Origin of the sequence: Zooshikella ganghwensis, from assembly GCF_018263875.1 — a bacterium.
GTDB lineage: Bacteria > Pseudomonadota > Gammaproteobacteria > Pseudomonadales > Zooshikellaceae > Zooshikella > Zooshikella ganghwensis.
On record NZ_JAEVHG010000005.1, the window covers coordinates 25550 to 44231 of the forward strand.

General features: G+C 41.6%; 15 protein-coding genes. 6 read left to right on the plus strand and 9 right to left on the minus strand.

Annotation, left to right across the window (positions count from 1 at the left end; translation table 11 throughout):
• Positions 1-3: 3 nt before the first annotated feature.
• From KHS79_RS09305 to KHS79_RS09325, 5 genes are all read right to left on the minus strand, one after another.
• Positions 4-903, minus strand: coding sequence for an ATP-grasp domain-containing protein (locus KHS79_RS09305; RefSeq protein ID WP_212718496.1), 900 nt, complete (start codon positions 901-903; stop codon positions 4-6).
• 15 nt (positions 904-918) lie between these two features.
• Positions 919-2082, minus strand: coding sequence for an MFS transporter (locus tag KHS79_RS09310; protein ID WP_212718497.1), 1164 nt, complete (start codon positions 2080-2082; stop codon positions 919-921).
• 17 nt (positions 2083-2099) lie between these two features.
• Entirely contained in the window at positions 2100-3311 is a 1212-nt protein-coding gene (locus KHS79_RS09315; RefSeq protein ID WP_212718498.1) for an ATP-grasp domain-containing protein, read from the minus strand.
• Between the two features lies 1 nt (position 3312).
• The gene (locus KHS79_RS09320) at positions 3313-4437 is read right to left on the minus strand and encodes a cysteine synthase family protein (RefSeq protein ID WP_212718499.1); all 1125 of its coding nucleotides are present in this window, start codon (positions 4435-4437) and stop codon (positions 3313-3315) included.
• A gap of 1007 nt (positions 4438-5444) precedes the next feature.
• Positions 5445-7160, minus strand: a complete 1716-nt coding sequence (locus KHS79_RS09325) for a S8 family peptidase (protein WP_212718500.1) — start codon at positions 7158-7160, stop codon at positions 5445-5447.
• 597 nt (positions 7161-7757) lie between these two features.
• Here KHS79_RS09325 and KHS79_RS09330 point away from each other — a divergent pair.
• Complete coding sequence (locus tag KHS79_RS09330) at positions 7758-8438, plus strand: hypothetical protein (RefSeq protein WP_212718501.1); 681 nt, start codon at positions 7758-7760, stop codon at positions 8436-8438.
• Positions 8439-8588: 150 nt separating this feature from the next.
• On the opposite strand, the gene KHS79_RS09335 is transcribed toward KHS79_RS09330, so the two are convergent.
• From KHS79_RS09335 to KHS79_RS09345, 3 genes are read right to left on the minus strand one after another with little or no spacing between them, the layout of a single operon-like run.
• A complete protein-coding gene (locus KHS79_RS09335) occupies positions 8589-10946 on the minus strand; it encodes a PqiB family protein (RefSeq protein WP_212718503.1) in 2358 nt (785 codons plus the stop codon).
• A 2-nt stretch (positions 10947-10948) separates the two neighbouring features.
• Entirely contained in the window at positions 10949-11602 is a 654-nt protein-coding gene (locus KHS79_RS09340; protein ID WP_230400413.1) for a paraquat-inducible protein A, read from the minus strand.
• A 1-nt stretch (position 11603) separates the two neighbouring features.
• Positions 11604-12227, minus strand: a complete 624-nt coding sequence (locus KHS79_RS09345) for a paraquat-inducible protein A (protein ID WP_212718505.1) — start codon at positions 12225-12227, stop codon at positions 11604-11606.
• A gap of 307 nt (positions 12228-12534) precedes the next feature.
• On the opposite strand from KHS79_RS09345, the gene KHS79_RS09350 reads away from it, so the two are divergent.
• Positions 12535-12786 (plus strand): zinc/iron-chelating domain-containing protein, encoded by a 252-nt coding sequence (locus KHS79_RS09350; protein ID WP_027708738.1) that lies wholly within the window; start codon positions 12535-12537, stop codon positions 12784-12786.
• A gap of 156 nt (positions 12787-12942) precedes the next feature.
• Here the strand turns inward: KHS79_RS09350 and gltA are convergent, their stop codons facing one another.
• Positions 12943-14232 carry a citrate synthase gene (gene gltA / locus KHS79_RS09355; protein WP_212718507.1) on the minus strand — a complete coding sequence of 430 codons (1290 nt, stop codon included), beginning with the start codon at positions 14230-14232 and terminating at the stop codon, positions 12943-12945.
• Positions 14233-15314: 1082 nt separating this feature from the next.
• Here gltA and sdhC point away from each other — a divergent pair.
• Genes sdhC through KHS79_RS09375 form a run of 4 tightly spaced genes read left to right on the plus strand, consistent with a single transcriptional unit; the run spans position 15315 to position 18547 of the window.
• Positions 15315-15689: a succinate dehydrogenase, cytochrome b556 subunit gene (gene sdhC / locus KHS79_RS09360; RefSeq protein WP_027708736.1), complete on the plus strand. Its 375-nt coding sequence runs from the start codon at positions 15315-15317 to the stop codon at positions 15687-15689.
• Positions 15683-16051, plus strand: a complete 369-nt coding sequence (gene sdhD, locus KHS79_RS09365; RefSeq protein ID WP_027708735.1) for a succinate dehydrogenase, hydrophobic membrane anchor protein — start codon at positions 15683-15685, stop codon at positions 16049-16051. Before sdhC ends, sdhD begins: the two co-directional genes overlap by 7 nt.
• A 3-nt stretch (positions 16052-16054) precedes the next feature.
• Positions 16055-17827, plus strand: a complete 1773-nt coding sequence (gene sdhA / locus KHS79_RS09370) for a succinate dehydrogenase flavoprotein subunit (protein WP_027708734.1) — start codon at positions 16055-16057, stop codon at positions 17825-17827.
• 12 nt (positions 17828-17839) lie between these two features.
• A complete protein-coding gene (locus KHS79_RS09375) occupies positions 17840-18547 on the plus strand; it encodes a succinate dehydrogenase iron-sulfur subunit (RefSeq protein ID WP_027708733.1) in 708 nt (235 codons plus the stop codon).
• The last annotated feature ends 135 nt before the right edge of the window (positions 18548-18682 follow it).

The window sequence follows — 18682 nt, forward strand, 5'->3', positions numbered from 1 at the left end:
ACCTTAACTAACCTTGGTTAATTGTTGGTTGATGAATGAGGCAAATGCACGTTCAACTTGGTCTGAAGCACCATTAATATAGTGGCTGATTTTTATCGCAGGGCAGGTGTTTATCTCGATGATAAAGGGATTGTTGTTTTCATCCAATGCGATATCGACACCACAGAAAGGTGCGCTAGATGCTTTTGCAGCAGCTTCTGACATGTTTATGAGGTTTATAGATAAATCACATACCTCAAAGATAACACCAGAACCATTACTGCATAAGTTGGTTATCCAGCTATCGTTGTATCCAGTGCGTTGATAGGCATAACATGCTTTATAATTGACAACCACTATTCGAAAGTCTTTATTATCTAGTTTGGGGATATAGGGCTGAGCATAGTAGTGTACGGCATATGTGCTATTCTCGTTATACCACTGGTTAAATGCTTGGTAGTTATCAAATCGCATTAAGCCTTTACCACCAGAACTATTTGTGGGTTTAACCACAACCGGAAAACCAATTTCATTTAACTTGGCCTCACTGGGTGCATTGTTCAATGTCAGGTAAGGTAAGTGGCGAATATCAGGGTTACTGCTTAACCAGGCTGATGCAACGTCTTTATGCTGACCATTAAACAGAGTGATTCCATCGTTGATGACCTGAACCCCCATAGATTTAAAAATTTCCATCAGTCTAATGGCTGGCAAGAGGTCTCCTTCAAAGGCATAACCAATTACCAGATCTGGTTGCAAAGGCTGGTTGAGAAATAGTACTTCCGTTTTATGTGAGTCATAGAAAATAGTGATATCTCTTGGTTTAGCAAGCACACCTTTAATATCGTATGATATGAGCTGTTCAAATACAGCATCAAATTCAATTTGGTTTTCGTAATCTGAAAGAAAAAGAACCGTTTTCATATAAGACTTCCTTGGTCAACACACTGCTTTATTGACACGTTTTTCAGCGCTAAGGTAAAAAAGTAATATCACGCCTGCAAGTACTGATGTTGCAATTGGAAATAATAAAGAGGTAGCAAGATCAAGTTGGTTACTTAGGGCTCCAAGCACAAAGTTTGACAGGATAACCCCAGTATCTGCAGCGCCTGCAATGACAGCGCTTACTGATCCGGTCAATCGGTCACTGACTGAGCAAATGGTATATGCCATAATGGCTGGGTATAAAATACCTAATGTAGCACCATTTAATGCTGCAGCGAGTGAGAGTAAAACTAAGTTTTCAGAAAATGCATTCAGGCTATTTCCAATTAATCCCATGAGCACACAGGTTGCCAGTAGTAAATATGGAAAGTGGCTACCATCGGGCATCTTATTTTTCAATAGGAAACGCGGTAATACCATAAATGTAGAAAAGATAAAAAAGTAAACACTGATATTCTCCACACCACGCTGCTCAAAAAGTCGTGGGAGAAAGGTGACGGTGGTGCCACTGATAATATAGGTTAGTACTAATACGAAAATAACTGTTTTTATGGGACGATCAAGCAGAATTGCTGAGAACTCTTCTAATAAGTGACTATTATGTTTTGGGTAATCGACGTTAATTTTTTGGTCAGTGATAAACGCAAGTACAAGTGATACTAGCACCGCACCTATGGCAATAGCAGTGATTGCATCAATCCCCATATGCTGTTTTAGTTGTAGTGCCGTAAAAGGCGCAATGCATGTGGGTAATATACTAAAAAAGGTAAGTAAGGATACAGATTTAGCTTTTTCCTTATTTTGGGGTTCAGAGGATACTGAGTAGTAAAGTAATAAAGTCGCGATAAAACCTAATGCGCACCCTAAAATGATTCTGCCTGTGGCAACTATCCAGAATGAGTCGCTATATAGCATCAGGAAAGATAACAGATAGATAACATGAGCTTGTGTTAAGGCGCGTTTGGGAGGTCGCCGGTCAATAATAAAACCAGCCATTATTCTAAATAGCAGGGTTAAGGTAGTTGCGAGCGCAACCACAATGCCAGCAGTTCCTTCAGCAACACCTAATTTATCTAACAAAAATGGATAAGTATAAAATATCAGAAAATTTGTAAATGAAATTATAAAAATAATTGTGAAAGTATAATACCTTAACATTGGCTTATCTCATTAATTTATACCACTTCCAGGGAGATTGAGGTTGCTGCTGAGTAAGCTGTCAGGAGGGCTCGTTCTGCTGTCTTTTCTTTGGCTATAACCTGAAAAGCGTGGCCAAGCATATCTGTTGGCGGGGTTACTTGATCGCCTTGACTTACTGCAGAAATAACGCCCTCAATGTTTGGATGATGCTTGGCAATTTCTACACCATGAATCTGTTTTACTGTTCCAGCTTGAGTTGGGTAAATGGTGTAACAACCGTATGCATCACCTGTGGTAAAATTAACCTGATCGCTCAAGTCATCAAATAGTGCATCGACCATGATGTCATAAACATTTGCCTGGAGGCTGTTTGACATCAGTTTACCTAATTGACCGCCGCCTAACCTTGGATTGACTTCAATTAAATAGATGTCATCTTCCCCGACAATAAACTCTATATGACAAAAGCCAAAGGTATAGTTGAGCTTATCTAATACCGTATTTGTGTAGTGTTCCACTTTGGCTTGAAGGTTGTCATTTAATTTGTAGGGGAAAGCATAGCCTAGCTCAATAAATTCTGGATGATGGGTCATTAGCCGGTTAGTGCAGCCAAGGATGTGATTCATTCCTTTGTAAGTAAAAGATTCAACAGAGATAAGCTCACCAACGATAAACTCTTCCAATAAAAGATTAACTTGTTCAGATTGAGTTCGGGCTATCAGGGCATTTAAATCAACTAAATTGTGCAGTAAGGTAATATCTTTGCTACCAGAGCCATTTGCGGGTTTCGATATGATCGGAAAACTCAGTTTTTCACCCGCTTTACGCAGTTGCGCGATAGTGGATGCATGATAATAACCTGGGCTTGAAACGTTAGTGTTAGCTAAATGTTGGCGTGCAAGTTGTTTGTTGCGACCGATTTGAATAGCTTCAGCACTTTGAAAATTAAGATTAAATTCAGCACATACATCAGCAACCGCTTCAACAAAGCCATCACGCTGCGTAAAGAGTGCTACTTTTACGCCATTCTCACAGTATTTTAAGAACTGTTCCCTGACGGTTGTTTTACTCCAGTCAACATATGATACATGGATTGCCTGTTTAATTGACTCTGGTACATTTGGTTCAAACCAATAAGCCTCAGCCGTAATAAAATAAACTTCTATATTACGTGTCAGTGCAGACTTAATGATTTCAAGTCCTGTTCCAGTATGAAGTGTTTCAATTAATATTAATCTTTTTTTCATGTCAGGCACTCTCTAACAGGCTTTCATCGATTTGCTCAAAGCGAGTGACTGTTGTCGATGGAACATTGAGTAAATCAATCAGTGTATCATTATAATTGCTTTCAATATTGGGGCTTTGTTGCGGTGTATCGATTTTTTCCAATAAACTGCATAGTTGTACCATGCTAGTATCACGGTCAATATTGTTTTTAATTAACCACTCATCATCAAACAACGTATCCAGATAGCGTTCGCCACTATCACCTAATAGTGCAATAATGGGATGCTTATTTTTCAGTTGTAGGGAAAGCTTTAGCGCTGCCAGTAATACGGCACCTGATGATACTCCGACTAGTATGCCTTCATTACGGCATAATATGCGTGAGGCTGTATAAGCTGCTTGATCAGACACTCGGTAAACATAGTCTATTTTATTAACATCTCTAATATTTCTTGGCGTCCAGCCTAGTCCTACACCAGGAATTTTATATGCATGGGAAGGCCCCCCGAAGACTGCAGAACCATAGGCATCGACACAGGCAATGTTACACCTGGGCGAGTAACGTTTAAAGTATTCAGCGATCCCTCCAATTTGGCCGCCAGTACTTACTGCACACACAACACCATCTATTTTTCCTTGGGTTTGTTTATAAATCTCTTTAGCGGTAGAGTTGTAGTGAGCTACGGAGCTAAGTACATTAAAACATTGATCAGGTCGATAACTTTTTGCATTTTCTCTGGCAAGTTGATTTGCTTTGGCGATTCGCGTTTTATGGTATGAGCCAGTATCATCTTTTTCAGTAACGACGATTACTTCTGCACCGTAGGCTTTCATCAGAGCTATGTTTGTTTTAGTGGTCTTTGGGTCGACGAGGACCATAACTCGATAGCCTTTTATGGCTCCAATCATTGCTAGACTAATAGCAAAATTCCCAGAGGAAGACTCAATGATAGTCCCTCCTGGCTGTAGCAGGCCTGATTTTTCAGCTTGCTCGATAATAAAAGTCGCTGCCCTGTCTTTGATGCTACCACCAGGGTTTTCTTTTTCTAACTTAACTAATACATTAGTGTTTAAAAACTGATTGATTTTATTAATATGAATTAAAGAGGTGTTACCTAAGCTGTCTAAAATATTATTAAATGGCATGGAATACTTCCTTATGGGGAATTAGTTTAACTAGCACTATCAGCTCAATGTCAAAAACTATCCCAATTTTTGCTTCCTTTATTGGTTAATAAGTTATGCTTTCTCTGGTTTGTATTTCAATGACTCATGACATTTTCTTGCTGGGTAATGAATTTTATTTTTACATAAAGCTAAGCTGTTGGTTTTTTTTGTAGGCCCTATATAAAAATGTACTGTTTGGATTTATAGAATTTGGCTGAGTTAAGTATTTATATTTTTTGCTAAGGGGTAGTGGCTGTTTTAATTAATTCGTTATATTTAGTGAAACGTATCGTATTCAGGGTTAACTCTAAAAGTAGTGCTTTTTGTCAGAACAATGAGTCACTGCACACAAGAGCGTAGCGTTTAAAGAATACATCAAAACCTGAGTACAGCGCTGAAACAGCTGTAAAAAATTGTATTTTAGAGTTGCTCTTAATTATCAGATGTTTAAAAAAGGGTGTATATACTACTTTAGTCTTATACTACTAAAAATGTAAAAACCTATACCCAATACGAATGGTTTTTAGGTGCGGCCATCGAGTGAGGAAGTCCCATGAGCCTATATTAATAGGTGATTGGGGTGAGGAATGAAGATAACAAAACCTAGAAATCACTCGTGAAGGGTATAGAAGGCTTTTTTAAAACCATGCATAAACTAAAAGACTGTTAACAGATCCTAGTCAATGAGCTACGTTAATACATCACCATTGTTCTTTTAACAATGATAGAGATGGAGCAAAAAGTGGATTTGCAATGCTTGAATTGGCTTGTGACGTAAGTGCAATGAGCGGCGTGGGCAATGGAGACCAAGGATGGTCTTCTACTCCCATTAAAAACTTTCGCTGTAGTTATATTAGAAGAGTATTGAGAAACTTGAGTGATGTTTTATTAACGGGGCAATCGCTATAGATAGCTTGTAGCTACTATAGCGATTGATGGGCGGGTTATTTAGCGCGTTTATTGCTAAATAAATTACCTAGTACTCTCTATTGGCCTTGCTTAAAGTTCCTCAACAAAGTGTAAGCATCGGCAACGCTCCCTGTTTTGGATAACTCACTAAACTCAACTTTTGTTTCAGGGGTGTCAGGTTGTTTAACTTCAAGGCCAGGATACTCTCTTCCTGTGTTGAGTAGCATATACTTCAGGTAGTAACCATCCAAGTAAGGGTACTGGGAGAGTGTTAATGCAGCAATACCAGACACTACAGGGGTTGCCATACTGGTACCACTATATTTGGCGTATTGGTTGCCAGGAATGGTTGACAGGATTTTTACGCCAGGCGCAAAAATGTCAACGGTTCGTTTGCCGAAGTTGGTAAAGCTGGCGGGCAAGTCTTCACCTTTATTAGCAGACGAAGCACCAACATCTAACCAGTTACTGATTTTATAGCCTGGAAAGTTTTTGAAATTACGGTTAGGGTAGCGAGGTTTTTCGTCATTGTTGTTGCTGTCATTGCCCGCGGCATGTACTAACAGAACTCCGGCATTTGAGGCATATTCAAAGGCCAAATCAAGTCTAGCTTTGTTGGGTGAATAGCTTTTACCAAAGCTCATATTAATAATACTAGCGCCGTTATCTACAGCATAACGCACTGCATTAGCAATATCTTTATCACGTTCATCGCCATTAGGCACAGCACGTAATACCATGATTTTGACATTTTCTGCTATGCCTTTTATACCAATATCATTATGCCGGTCCGCCGCAATGATACCAGATACATGGGTGCCATGATCAGAGTCTGGTCCTGTTACGTCATTATTACCATAACCCGTTTCCCAAAAATTGTTTGGGTCATCTTTGACAATATCAGTACGAGGATCAAACTCTGTATTATAGTTATAAGCCAATTTGTTAGCGTAATATTCAGCTCGACTATCGACTTTTTCGTACTTACCGAATAGGTCTAATATTTTTAACAGAAAATCTCTAGCGACGGCTACTTCTTCAATATCGCTGTTGATGCTTGATAAGCCTTCTTTGGAAAAGTCATTATAATTATAGGTAGAAAGTAATGCTTTATTTTCCTTAATTTGGGCTTGATAGTTGACATATCGGTCACGGGTTTCTGTTGTTTCTTTTACTTCATCTTGGAATGTTTTACTAAGCTCTTCATAGTAAGCTTTTTTCTTGGCAGGAATATAGGCACCAGAAGCCAAAAGCGCTTGATATTTTGCATATTCACGGGTGATTTCTAAGGTATCGTAATTTACATGACGACCGTCTTTACCACCGATAAAGTTCCAACCATGAATATCATCAACGTAGCCATTACCATCATCATCGATGCCATTGTTGGGTATTTCTCGAGAGTTTTCCCAAATTTTTCCTTGTAAATCTTCATGCTTGATGTCAACGCCACTATCAATAACCGCAACAATAACAGGCTTATATTTATTGGTGAGTGAAAGCTGGTTATATACTTTGTTGACGCTAGAGCCTTCGATATTGTCTTCTTCAGGGCTTAAATTATACCAGTCATTAGCTTCTACTACAGGTGCACGAAGGGGAACACTTCGTTTACTACGGCGCTTTTGTGTTTTTTGTTTAAGCTGTACCGGTTCTTCAATAATGACACCTTTTATATTGGTCATTGGTTCCGGCTGTGGCAGTTGCGTAGGATTGGCTGCAAACGTGTTTGCACTACAAATAGACAAAAAAAGGGCTGATAAGGTTACACCCTTAACTTGATTAAGCTTCATGAAATTTCCTAACTGATTTTACACTTTATATGTTGTGTATTTTGCTTTGGTTATTTTTCTAATATAAATAATGGTTGTTATTCAACTTATAAAAACACCTTATATTATCGGCTTTGCTACCTTAATAAGGTAGTGCTAAATAAGTACGAATATCCCACTTTGTACTATATTTTATCTTTGCTGGAATAATCCCCAGATAACTCCCGCGTTCGATTATAAGCAGGATTTTTTTTGTGAGTCAATATGTCGTATATTACTAACGAAAATTATTCATAGTTATAAAAAGTGTTTATGATGTTTTTCTAATGTTTGTGTTTTGTCTTACAACAGCATTTATGCTGTTTGATAAATACACTGAAACTGATGTGGGCTTAGTGTTAAAAATATTTTAGGAATATTATTTTTTTATCTTGGAGAATTAATGTTGGTGGGAGCGTGTCAGGTAAGCTTTGTATAAAGTTGAGTGTTTATATATTTTTCGACCTATTATTCAATCAATATATCTTAAAATTGGAAATAGCTTAATTTTTAGTGTTAAAGTTGGTTGGTATGAACTGTGCTTTAGTATTGCTGGTTTCTTTTGAGGAGATGCATGTAATGCTAAAAAAAATGTTAATAATGGCTCGACATATAATATACGGTGTATGCTGTTTTGTTGTTGGGTTAAATAGTGCACAGGCAGTTATCATAGCGGGAGATGTAACAGGAGGAAGTGCAGCAACAGCAGGAGGAATATTTATAAAACTCATACCACCAATAGGCGATGTTGGTGATGATAACTTTAATGATCCTAACCTGTATGGTTTTGATGAAGACCAAAATATTATTATACCTGCACCTTTAACGGTCGATATAGGTCCTTCAGCAACCTTGCCAACGGGAACTGAAGTAGCTAGCCATTATGTGGTATTTGATCCTGCATCTTCACAGCGGATGATTGGTTATGTGGATTTTGATGCACCTATTTTAGCTATCATGACAAAAACAGCGACTTTGGCGGCGAGTGATTTTTTGGCGAATGTTTCAGCAAACTATTTAAGCCCCTCTGCCCGGGGTCTAGAATCGGCTGATTCAGTTGCCATTGATCCAGTACTAACCCATCGTGCACTCATTAACTTTACGGCCAGCTCACCAGGTGACAGTATACGGATATTAACGGCATTTTCACCAGGAGGCGAGCCAGATCCTACCCCCATGCCTGTACCTGGTGGATTAGGCTTGATGTTACTTGGCTTATGTCTGTTGCTGCAGCGCCAGCTAAAATATGCCCCTCACTAAAGAGTCTCTCAGTGAAGCTATAAATCTCTTCTTTAGTATGGGGAGTTAAAGCGCAGTTGCTCTACAAATAACTTTAAAGGCGGTTGCAAGAGCAACCGTCTTTGGTGCTTTTAGTGGCTATAAAATACTCTACACTGGGCGTGTTAATGGTTAAAGTGGAATTTTGGGAGCCCACTGTAACCACTCATCAAGGGGTTCTGCGTGCAGCCTAAACTTAGTAAATGGCCTAACTAATCCACCCATGTTATGGTTATTAGGGGTTGCAAAGGCAATACCCCCTTCAATTATAGATTCTAGCGAGTCAGTTTTTAGTTTTGCTCCACCAAACAGTGAGAAGTCAAAACCAATGCCGCTGGTATTCCAGAAATGGGTATGCTGTCTTACTAAGTGTCGATAGCGGTTTTCGATATTAAGATAAATGTGAACTTTATTGGCTGTAGGGGCGAGTTCAAAACCTGTCACTGAGCCAACCGGTATATCCCGATAAAAGACCTTAACCCCTTCTTTTATTGAACCCAAACGGGGAGCTGTGAGTGTGATTTTTAAGCCTGGTGCGGAGGTAGCTTTGATCATTGGTGCGTTGAGCAAACCTTTGAATACATACTGTCGTTTACCTTTTTTTGTGGCAGGCTTGGCTTGAATATATTGTCCTGAAATTAGGGTTTCTAAGTGTTGTGTTTTAGCCAGTCCCAACTGTGCTTTGACAATCCAAAACTGGGTGTCTTCCTGTGCAAGGCGGTAACCACCTTGGGTGATCAGTGCTTTGACAATAACACCAGGTTCTTTAGCATTAAGTCGTAAACGCGTTACTTTACCCACTTCAACACCTTCGTACTTTATAGGCGTACCTTCCCGTAATCCTTCTCCGCTAGGAAATGATATGCTGATAGGTATACCTGTTTGATGCGCATCATCATAATTATTATATAGATTAAATTGATCACTATTTTTGGCTAAACGATAGCGTCCTGGTGGGGTATAAAATGCAATGCCGCCGGTGAGTAAGGAAGTAATAGACTCAGTATGGACTTTAATACCCGACAGGTTTCCACTGATACTGACGCCGCTGGCATTCCAAAAGCGCGAATTGGTTCGTACTAAGTCGGCGTATTCTGGTTTAATAAAAATATTGATACTGACCTGTTTATTGTTTTCGGTAAATGCGTAACTTTGGACGCTGCCGACAGGTATTTTTTTATAATAGACGGGGCTTCCCACCTCAACAGAGCTAAGACTTTCACTCACAAGTGTTAGGTGCAAACCTGGCTCATGAAGAGGCAGAGGTGGAGGGCCTGCTAATGCAGTGAAAACCCGTTGGGGTTTACTTTGCTCTAAATCGCCCAGGCGAACAGCAATGTAGTTACCACTAATTAAAGTATCCAGACCTGTGACTTCTGCCAGACTAATTTTTGGTTTTACTAGCCAAAATTGCGTGCCTTCTATTAGTGCAGGCTCTGCCCGTGGATCAAATAAAATTGTGGCAGTAACACCTTTCAGGTCTTTGTTGACTTTGACCCGTTTGACTACACCAATGGTGAGTCCCTCAAACACGACTTTTGTTTGACCTTCTGTTAAAAATTGTCCTGAGGAAAAATGAATTTTAGCGCGTATGCCTATGTCGGCGGCATCAAAATCCTCAAATAAGGTAAATAAGTCACCACTTTTGGCTGGTTTAATAGTTTTTTCTGTATCAGGGTTAAAAAAGGCAATACCGCCGCTGAGAATAGAGGTTAAAGAGCCTGTTCTGAATTTAAATCCTGATAAATTCCCCTTTACGCTGACACCGCTGGCATTCCAAAAGCGACTATTTTTTTGAACCAAGTGCTGATGTTTAGGTGAAATAATAATACGGACATTAACGTTCTTATTATCTTTAGATAAAGTGTAATCAGTCACTTGACCCACTTGTATTTTTTTGAAAAACACGGGGCTACCACGCTCAAGTGAGCCTAAATCTTTTGTTTGTAGCGTAAGGTGCAGGCCTGGGGTATCAGGGTCAACAGGGGGTGGATTTTCTAATGCGTTAAAGTGATATTGGGGTTTGCCTTCTCCCTGCTGTACATCAATATAATTACCCGAAACTAATGTTTCCAAACCAGAAATTTCAGCTACAGAAATACGTGGTTTTACCAGCCAAAATTTTGATGTTTTTCGTAATAATGCTTCAGCTTGCGGTTTTAGCTCTACGGTGGCGTTTACACCTTGTAAGTCGGGTGTGATGGATACTTTTTTGACAATACCAACTTGCAGACCGCGATACACGACTTGTGTTTTATTAGGCACAATGCCCTCACCACTCTTAAAGAAAATAGTGGCTTCAATGCCTGCCTCTGAAATGCCTTTATAGATCAGCCATGCACCAATTAATGCGGCAATAAAGGGGAGTAGCCAAATCATCGAAAGAGCTCGACGTGGCTTAATATCGACTTCAGCCAATGACAGCTGGTCTTCGGGAGAAGGAGGTAGTACTTCTGCTGTTTCAGGGCTTTCAGGTGTTTCTTGACTCAAAGTCAATCCTCTTCAATTTCGGCTGCACTCTCAGGCAGGGCTGCATTATCCCACATGAGTCTTGGATCAAAGACATGGGCTGCTAACATGGTAAGTACAACAACTGCACCAAATGCACTGGCACCAATACCGGCTTCAATCGTGGCGATATTACCTAATTTAACCAATGCCACCAGTGTGGCTATCACAAATAAGTCCAACATGGACCAACGACCAATCCACTCAATAAAACGGTACATAAGTGTGCGTTGCCGAACACTCATTGCCCAACGAAATTGAACAGACAATAGCAGTATAATCAGTCCAGCAAGTTTCAATAAAGGGACTGCGATGCTGGCAATAAAAACAACAGCGGCTATCGGAATCATACCTGCTTTAGCTAACTCAATTACCCCAGAAAGAATAGTGTCTGCCTGGCCTGCACCAAAAAAATTGATGTGGGTAATAGGGTACATGTTGGCAGGAATGAACATAATAAAAGCCGCCAATGTAAATGCCCAGGCATAGGCTAAACTGTTTGGCGTTCGCCAATGAAGACGGGTATGACAGCGGGGACAACGCAAGTGTTGAGCATGAGACACAGGTCGAGAGAGTTTGTGGCAAGTCGAACAAACCAGCCAGCCAGCTTCTTTTGCCGTTATTACAGAGTGGTGCATTTTATTCTGCAGCCTTTGGTTGGTTAGGAAATTGCTCCAGCTTATGCCAGATTAAATGGTGGTCAAGTACGATACCTGTAGCCATTGAGCAAATCATCAGTGCAATAAAACAGACTAAGCCAAGCCCAAACTGGATAGCGGCCAGGTCAATGAGTTTAACAACTGAAACTAAAACACCTAGCATATAGACCTCTAGCATGGCCCAGCTATCAAGATGTTGATACCAGGAAAATGCGCGAGCTAATGGTGGTTTCGACCATGTACACTTAATGCCTAACAGAACATACAACAACAATAGTTTTTTGAATAAGGGCGCTAACATGCTGCAAAACAGGACTAACAAGGCAGCCCACCAAATATCGTGAGCAAAGAGTGTAGCAATACCCGCAAAAACCGTATCAAATTGTGATTGCCCTAACATCTCTAGAGACATAATAGGTAAAAACATCGCAGGAATGTACAACAGCAGCCCTGTAATATTCAGCGCTAGTGTGCGCTCTAGACTGTTGTGACGAGCACTATAAAGCTGGTATCCACAGCGAGGACAGCAGGCTTTGGTTCCGGGGGGGAGTGCGGTGTAAGGCAGCAGCAGATCACACTCATGACAAGCAATCAATTCCTTCATGGTTGTACTGTTTTCAAAGGACCAAGTTTGTAGCAGCTCAAAAAACGAATAAAAAGTGGTTTATACATAGGTACATTAGAACATTCTTGAAGCGTTTAGCGAATAACACACTTTTATAATGACAACTAATAATCATAGATGATCCCATGTGACATACCTAAGCATAAATTGTATATGAGTGGTGTTAACTGTAATTATGTGAAGTGAATTGGGTATATACTATGCCTGGTTTGTCGTCGCTATGCAGTGAAATATACCTTTTATGAGGGGTTGTTATGAGGGATTGTAGGTTTGTAAGAGGTCTTGCGTGAATTGTCGAAGTGGTTGTGGTGCCTGTTGTATTGTACCTTCAATTAGCTCTTCTTTGCCTGGTATGCCAAACGGTAAGCCTGCAGGCCAACGCTGTTTGCACTTGGGTGCTGATTTTCGCTGTGCATTATTTAATGATCCACGCCGTCCCACTGTTTGTGCTGAGTTTCGTGCCGAGGATGCTATCTGTGGCTCCAGTGCTGAGCAGGCTTTTGAAATCTTGACGGTGCTGGAGATATCCACTCAATAACGTGCGAAGATAGTTTGAATGCGGTTGTGATACAGGTGCTGAAAGTGCTGTGAGCAGTAGAGACCAGGGATGGTCATCTACCGCGGGAAGAGAAAATTAATGCATGGATTGTGATTGTGAAGGACACAACTTTTATCCATTACATTTACATCGGGCTTACACGCTACGTTGGCTTACAGCTACATAGTCGCGAATATCAGAGCCTGTATATAATTGACGGGGCCGACCAATGCGGTAGGGGCCACTGATCATTTCATGCCAGTGAGCTATCCATCCAGGCGTTCTGCCAGTCGCGAAGATAACGGTAAACATTTCAGTAGGAATACCAATCGCTTTTAAAATTATCCCTGAATAAAAATCAACATTAGGGTAAAGCTTTTTCTCTACAAAGTACTCATCTTCTAACGCTATCTTTTCTAAGCGTTTTGCTATTTTGAAAAGTGGGTCGTCTTCTAAACCAAGCTCATTTAATACTTCATCACAGGTCTGCTTCATTACTTTGGCGCGGGGGTCAAAGTTTTTGTAGACACGGTGACCAAAACCCATCAAGCGGAAAGGATCATCTTTGTCTTTGGCGCGAGCAATATATTTATCAATATTTTTTTCATCACCAATTTCTTGCAGCATATTTAAGACGGCTTCATTAGCACCACCATGAGCGGGTCCCCAGAGTGCGGCAATGCCCGCAGCGATACAGGCAAAAGGATTCGCTCCTGAGGAGCCTGCCAGGCGGACTGTAGAGGTGGACGCGTTTTGCTCATGATCTGCATGAAGCAGGAATATGCGATCCATTGCACGAGCGATAATGGGGTTGACTTCTGCCTCCTCGCAAGGGGTGCCGAATAGCATGTGCAGAAAGTTAGCCGAGTAGTCCAGGCTATTGCGAGGGTATACAAAAGGCTGTCCTTTAGAGTATTTATAACTCATGGCCGCTAGCGTTGGCATTTTTGATATTAAGCGGAATGCCGCAATTTCTCGGTGACGTTCATTACTTATATCTAATGAGTCATGATAGAACGCTGAAAGTGCACCCACTACACCACACATGACAGCCATTGGGTGTGCATCACGACGGAAACCATTGAAGAAGTTACGTAGCTGTTCATGGACCATGGTGTGCTTACGAATGATTTCTTCGAACTCTCGTAATTCTGATTGAAGGGGAAGCTCGCCATAAATCAATAGAAAGCACGTTTCTAAGTAGGTGGAATGCTCAGCCAGCTGTTCAATAGGATAACCACGATGAAGCAAAATTCCCTTGTCACCATCGATGTAAGTGATTTTTGACTCGCACGCTGCAGTGGAAACAAACCCGGGATCGTAGGTAAACAAGCCTTCACCAGTAAGGCTGCGAACATCTACCACATCAGGACCTAGACTACCTGTGTAAACAGGGAGTTCATGTTGTTGTCCGTCGATGGTTAACATTGCTTTTTTTTCAGCCATAGATGGCCTCCTATCATGTCATTCTTGTAAAGCTCATGCATTGCAATAAAAGGGAACACCAACCGTCATGCGTTACATTGTATTTGTTTTATTTGCTTCTATGACCTTGCACGGCACTAATTATTAGCGTCTCTCATGTTGGGTTGTTGCCCAGATACCATGAGTTCCCGCTCAATACTTGCAAGCTAAGTGTTTTATAGCTTTTTAACCACGTAAAAGTATTGTGTTGGCCTAAATACGTAACTCAGTTTTCATTTTATGATTTAGTTGCAAAGATAATGTAAGCCTAGAGCCTCAGTAGGCTATATGACAGGGAACGGCTCAGGCTTTCAAGGACGGTTAACTCAGTATATATCAGTTATTTTATGGTTAACCGACACTTGGTATTATGCACTATTTGTATGGTTATTAATTGGTGTTACTTTTATTTTTTATGCTGAGTAATGCCAGTTATCTGCAATCAATCTATCGTCGTAACAAGCAGCTCTATTCTTGTTTACTTAAAGCGACTATGACACACACTTGATATAAATAACTACTAATTGGTGGCGCAAGACTATAGGGTGATTCATCGTTTTGTCAAATAGTTGGATTATAACCTGTAGGTGAGATCAGTAATATTACGAAAATTATTGTATTTAGCTACATACACTTGACATATTATTTGAGTGAATGATGAGTCATGTGGTCGTATCTTAGATTGTTTTTGTCATTACCTAATGGGTATAAAATAATCTGCTCAAAACCAGTACAGTTGTCAAACAATAGCCTGTTTTTCATGATTATTATGAGGAAAATTTCTGAAATAAAAATTATCCATAAAAAAGATATGGTTTTTTTGTGTGCTTAATTTCCCTTCAACTGTTTTGCATTTCTTGTGCAGCCCTTGCTGCGTCCGAGCTACGTAACATTACACGATTGTAATTAATAGTCGTTCTATTTATACTTCTTGCCGGTATTGACAGGCTGGCTAACGCCTCTAATGAATTCTAACCTAATTAAGGAACCTGTCATCAATAATTGCCTCATCCAAATAATTATCGCCTTAGTTACATTTTAGGCCTTATTGAGTGTGAAGAACCGTGAATAGCAAGAGACCTGTAAATCTCGACCTCAGAACAATAAAACTTCCACTTCCTGCTTACACATCGATTTTGCACCGTATTTCTGGTGTCATTCTGTTTATTGGTATTGCCTTTCTTCTCTGGGCATTTGATACCTCTTTAAGCAGTCAACAAGGATTTAATGCCATTAAAGAAACACTTGCTCACCCCTTCGCTAAATTTATTACCTGGGGATTGGTGTCTGCTTTGTTATACCACTTTGTGGCGGGTATTAAGCACCTATTGATGGATGTCGACATCGGTGATGGAAAGGAAAGCGGCACGTTAGGTGCCAAAGCGACAATCGTTGTATCAGTGATACTGATTGTATTGGCGGGAGTGTGGATATGGTAACCAATGTAACCAACTTGTCACGTAGTGGTTTGTATGACTGGATGGTGCAGCGTGTCTCAGCCATTGTACTGGCGGCATATGTCGTGTTTATGCTGGGGTATCTGTTGTTTCACCCAGGTCTGACCTATGCAGAGTGGACTCAGCTTTTTAGCTCCACCTGGGTCCGTGTCTTCAGTTTATTAGCGCTGGTTTCGCTAGGTGCACATGCCTGGGTAGGGATGTGGACTATTTCAACTGACTATCTCACTGAGCAAACGTTGGGATGTAAGGCAGTAGCCGTTCGCTTTGCCTTTCAAGCCGTGTGTGGTATTGCCATGTTTGCTTATTTTGTTTGGGGTATTCAGGTGCTTTGGGGGCTATAACCGATGACATCACTACGTACATTGAGTTTTGACGCAATTGTTGTTGGTGGTGGTGGTGCGGGTCTACGGGCTGCTCACCAGCTAACGCAAGCAGGCATTAACACCGCTTGTATCAGTAAAGTATTTCCTACGCGTTCTCACACGGTCTCCGCTCAAGGTGGGATTACTTGTGCCATCGCCAGTGCTGACCCCAATGATGATTGGCGCTGGCATATGTATGACACTGTTAAAGGCTCTGATTTTATTGGTGATCAGGATGCCATTGAGTATATGTGTTCGGTAGGGCCTCAAGCGGTGTTTGAGCTGGACCATATGGGGCTGCCATTTTCCCGAACTGAAAAAGGCCGCATTTACCAACGTCCATTTGGTGGGCAATCAAAAGACTTTGGTAAAGGTGGTCAGGCTGCCAGGACATGTGCCGCGGCAGATCGAACTGGACATGCACTTCTTCATACCCTTTATCAAGCTAACCTGAAAGGTGGTACAACGTTTCTTAATGAGTGGTACGCCGTTGACCTGGTTAAAAATCAGCAAAACCAAGTGGTGGGTGTCATTGCCATTTGTATAGAAACAGGTGAAGTCTATTACGTAAAAGCAAAGGCAACAATTCTTGCTACGGGTGGTGCTGGACGTATTTATCAGTCGACTACCAATGCTCTAATTAATACTGGTGATGGTATAGGCATGGCGCTGCGCGCAGGTTTCCCGGTACAGGATATGGAAATGTGGCAGTTCCACCCAACCGGTATTCATGGCGCAGGTGTACTCGTTACAGAAGGTTGTCGGGGTGAGGGTGGCTACCTGATCAACAGTGAAGGTGAGCGTTTTATGGAACGCTATGCACCCAATGCAAAGGACTTAGCGGGTCGTGATGTGGTGGCTCGCTCGATGATTCTGGAGATCCTCGGTGGTCGTGGCTGTGGACCCAATAAAGACCACGTATTGCTGAAGCTGGATCATTTGGGTGAAGACACACTGAATCTTCGTCTGCCGGGTATTTTGGAATTATCCAGAACCTTTGCTCATGTTGATCCTGTTAAAGAGCCAATCCCAGTAATTCCAACCTGTCACTACATGATGGGTGGAATTCCCACCAACGTCGGTGGTCAAGCACTGTCTCAGGACCGTAAAGGACGTGATACGACTATAGATGGCTTATTTGCTTGTGGTGAGGCAGCTTGTGTGTCGGTCCATGGTGCCAATCGCCTGGGTGGTAACTCGCTGTTGGACTTGGTGGTGTTTGGTCGGGCTGCAGGTCTGCATATTGAAAAAATGCTCAGTGAAGGCTTTGATACGGCCGATGCTACCGATACTGATATTGAGCAGGCACTGGCCCGCCTTAATCGCTTAAACAGTACGACCTCTGGTGAAAAAGTGGCTGATGTGCGTGCTGACCTGCAGAAAACCATGCAGCTTTACTTTGGTGTATTCCGAACCGGTGAAGCGATGCAGGAAGGCCTGAATATGTTGAACAGTATTGGTGAACGCGTGAAAAACGTGTGCTTGGAGGACAGCAGCCAAGCGTTCAACACAGCAAGAATTGAAGCCCTTGAACTGGATAACTTATTTGAAGTGGCCATGGCTACGGCTGTTGCGGCAGAAGCCCGTAAAGAAAGCCGAGGCGCCCATGCCCGCGAAGACTTCACGGAGCGAGATGATAAAAACTGGCTGAAACATTCACTGTACTTTCCTCTGGAAAAACGCGTTGGTAAGCGAGATGTCAATCAATCGCCGAAGACAGTAGAAGCTTTCCAACCGACTAAGAGAACTTACTAAGGGGAGGTCGAGATGTTAGTCAGTGTTTACCGCTACAATCCAGAAAAAGATAAAACCCCATTCATGCAGGACTTTGATATCCAGTTACCTGAAGGTAAGGATATGATGGTGTTGGATGTACTGGGATTATTGAAAGAAAAGGATCCCACCCTCACGTATCGCCGATCTTGTCGTGAGGGGGTGTGTGGCTCAGATGGAATGAATATCAATGGTACTAATGGCTTAGCCTGTATTACCCCGGTAACACAGGCGGTGGGAAATGGTGATAAGCTGGTATTAAGGCCTTTGCCTGGACTGCCTGTGGTTCGTGACCTGGTCGTTGATATGAGCCAGTTCTATAAACAATACGAAAAAATTAAACCTTATTTGCAGAACGACACGCCCGTTCCTGCGATCGAAAGACTACAAACACCGGAAGAACGGGAGAAACTCGACGGTCTTTATGAGTGTATTCTTTGCGCTTGTTGCTCTACATCATGCCCTTCATTCTGGTGGAACCCTGACAAGTTTGTTGGTCCGGCGGGATTGCTTCAGGCTTATCGCTTTTTAGTGGATAGTCGTGATACGCATACCGAAGAGCGTTTGGCTGCACTAGATGATCCATTTAGTGTATTTCGCTGCCGCGGCATTATGAACTGTGTCAATGTATGTCCCAAAGGGTTGAATCCAACCCGTGCAATTGGACACATACGACAAATGTTGTTGAAGAGCGGTACTTAATCGCAAATATGCTGAAGATGCGCTTTTTTGAGTTCTGAAGACGTACAGGTGTTGTGTAAGATAGCACGTGTACAGCAACTGTCCTCTTAACTCTAAAAAAGCGTATTCAGTAATAGCAGTGAAATGAGTGCCTGG

Bases quoted from the DNA above. Each gene is read 5' to 3' on its own strand.
- KHS79_RS09305 (WP_212718496.1), bottom strand. From the start codon at position 903: ATGAAAACGGTTCTTTTTCTTTCAGATTACGAAAACCAAATTGAATTT.
- KHS79_RS09310 (WP_212718497.1), bottom strand. From the start codon at position 2,082: ATGTTAAGGTATTATACTTTCACAATTATTTTTATAATTTCATTTACA.
- KHS79_RS09315 (WP_212718498.1), bottom strand. From the start codon at position 3,311: ATGAAAAAAAGATTAATATTAATTGAAACACTTCATACTGGAACAGGA.
- KHS79_RS09320 (WP_212718499.1), bottom strand. From the start codon at position 4,437: ATGCCATTTAATAATATTTTAGACAGCTTAGGTAACACCTCTTTAATT.
- KHS79_RS09325 (WP_212718500.1), bottom strand. From the start codon at position 7,160: ATGAAGCTTAATCAAGTTAAGGGTGTAACCTTATCAGCCCTTTTTTTG.
- KHS79_RS09330 (WP_212718501.1), top strand. From the start codon at position 7,758: ATGCTAAAAAAAATGTTAATAATGGCTCGACATATAATATACGGTGTA.
- KHS79_RS09340 (WP_230400413.1), bottom strand. From the start codon at position 11,602: ATGCACCACTCTGTAATAACGGCAAAAGAAGCTGGCTGGCTGGTTTGT.
- KHS79_RS09345 (WP_212718505.1), bottom strand. From the start codon at position 12,227: ATGAAGGAATTGATTGCTTGTCATGAGTGTGATCTGCTGCTGCCTTAC.
- gltA (WP_212718507.1), bottom strand. From the start codon at position 14,232: ATGGCTGAAAAAAAAGCAATGTTAACCATCGACGGACAACAACATGAA.
- sdhD (WP_027708735.1), top strand. From the start codon at position 15,683: ATGGTAACCAATGTAACCAACTTGTCACGTAGTGGTTTGTATGACTGG.
- sdhA (WP_027708734.1), top strand. From the start codon at position 16,055: ATGACATCACTACGTACATTGAGTTTTGACGCAATTGTTGTTGGTGGT.
- KHS79_RS09375 (WP_027708733.1), top strand. From the start codon at position 17,840: ATGTTAGTCAGTGTTTACCGCTACAATCCAGAAAAAGATAAAACCCCA.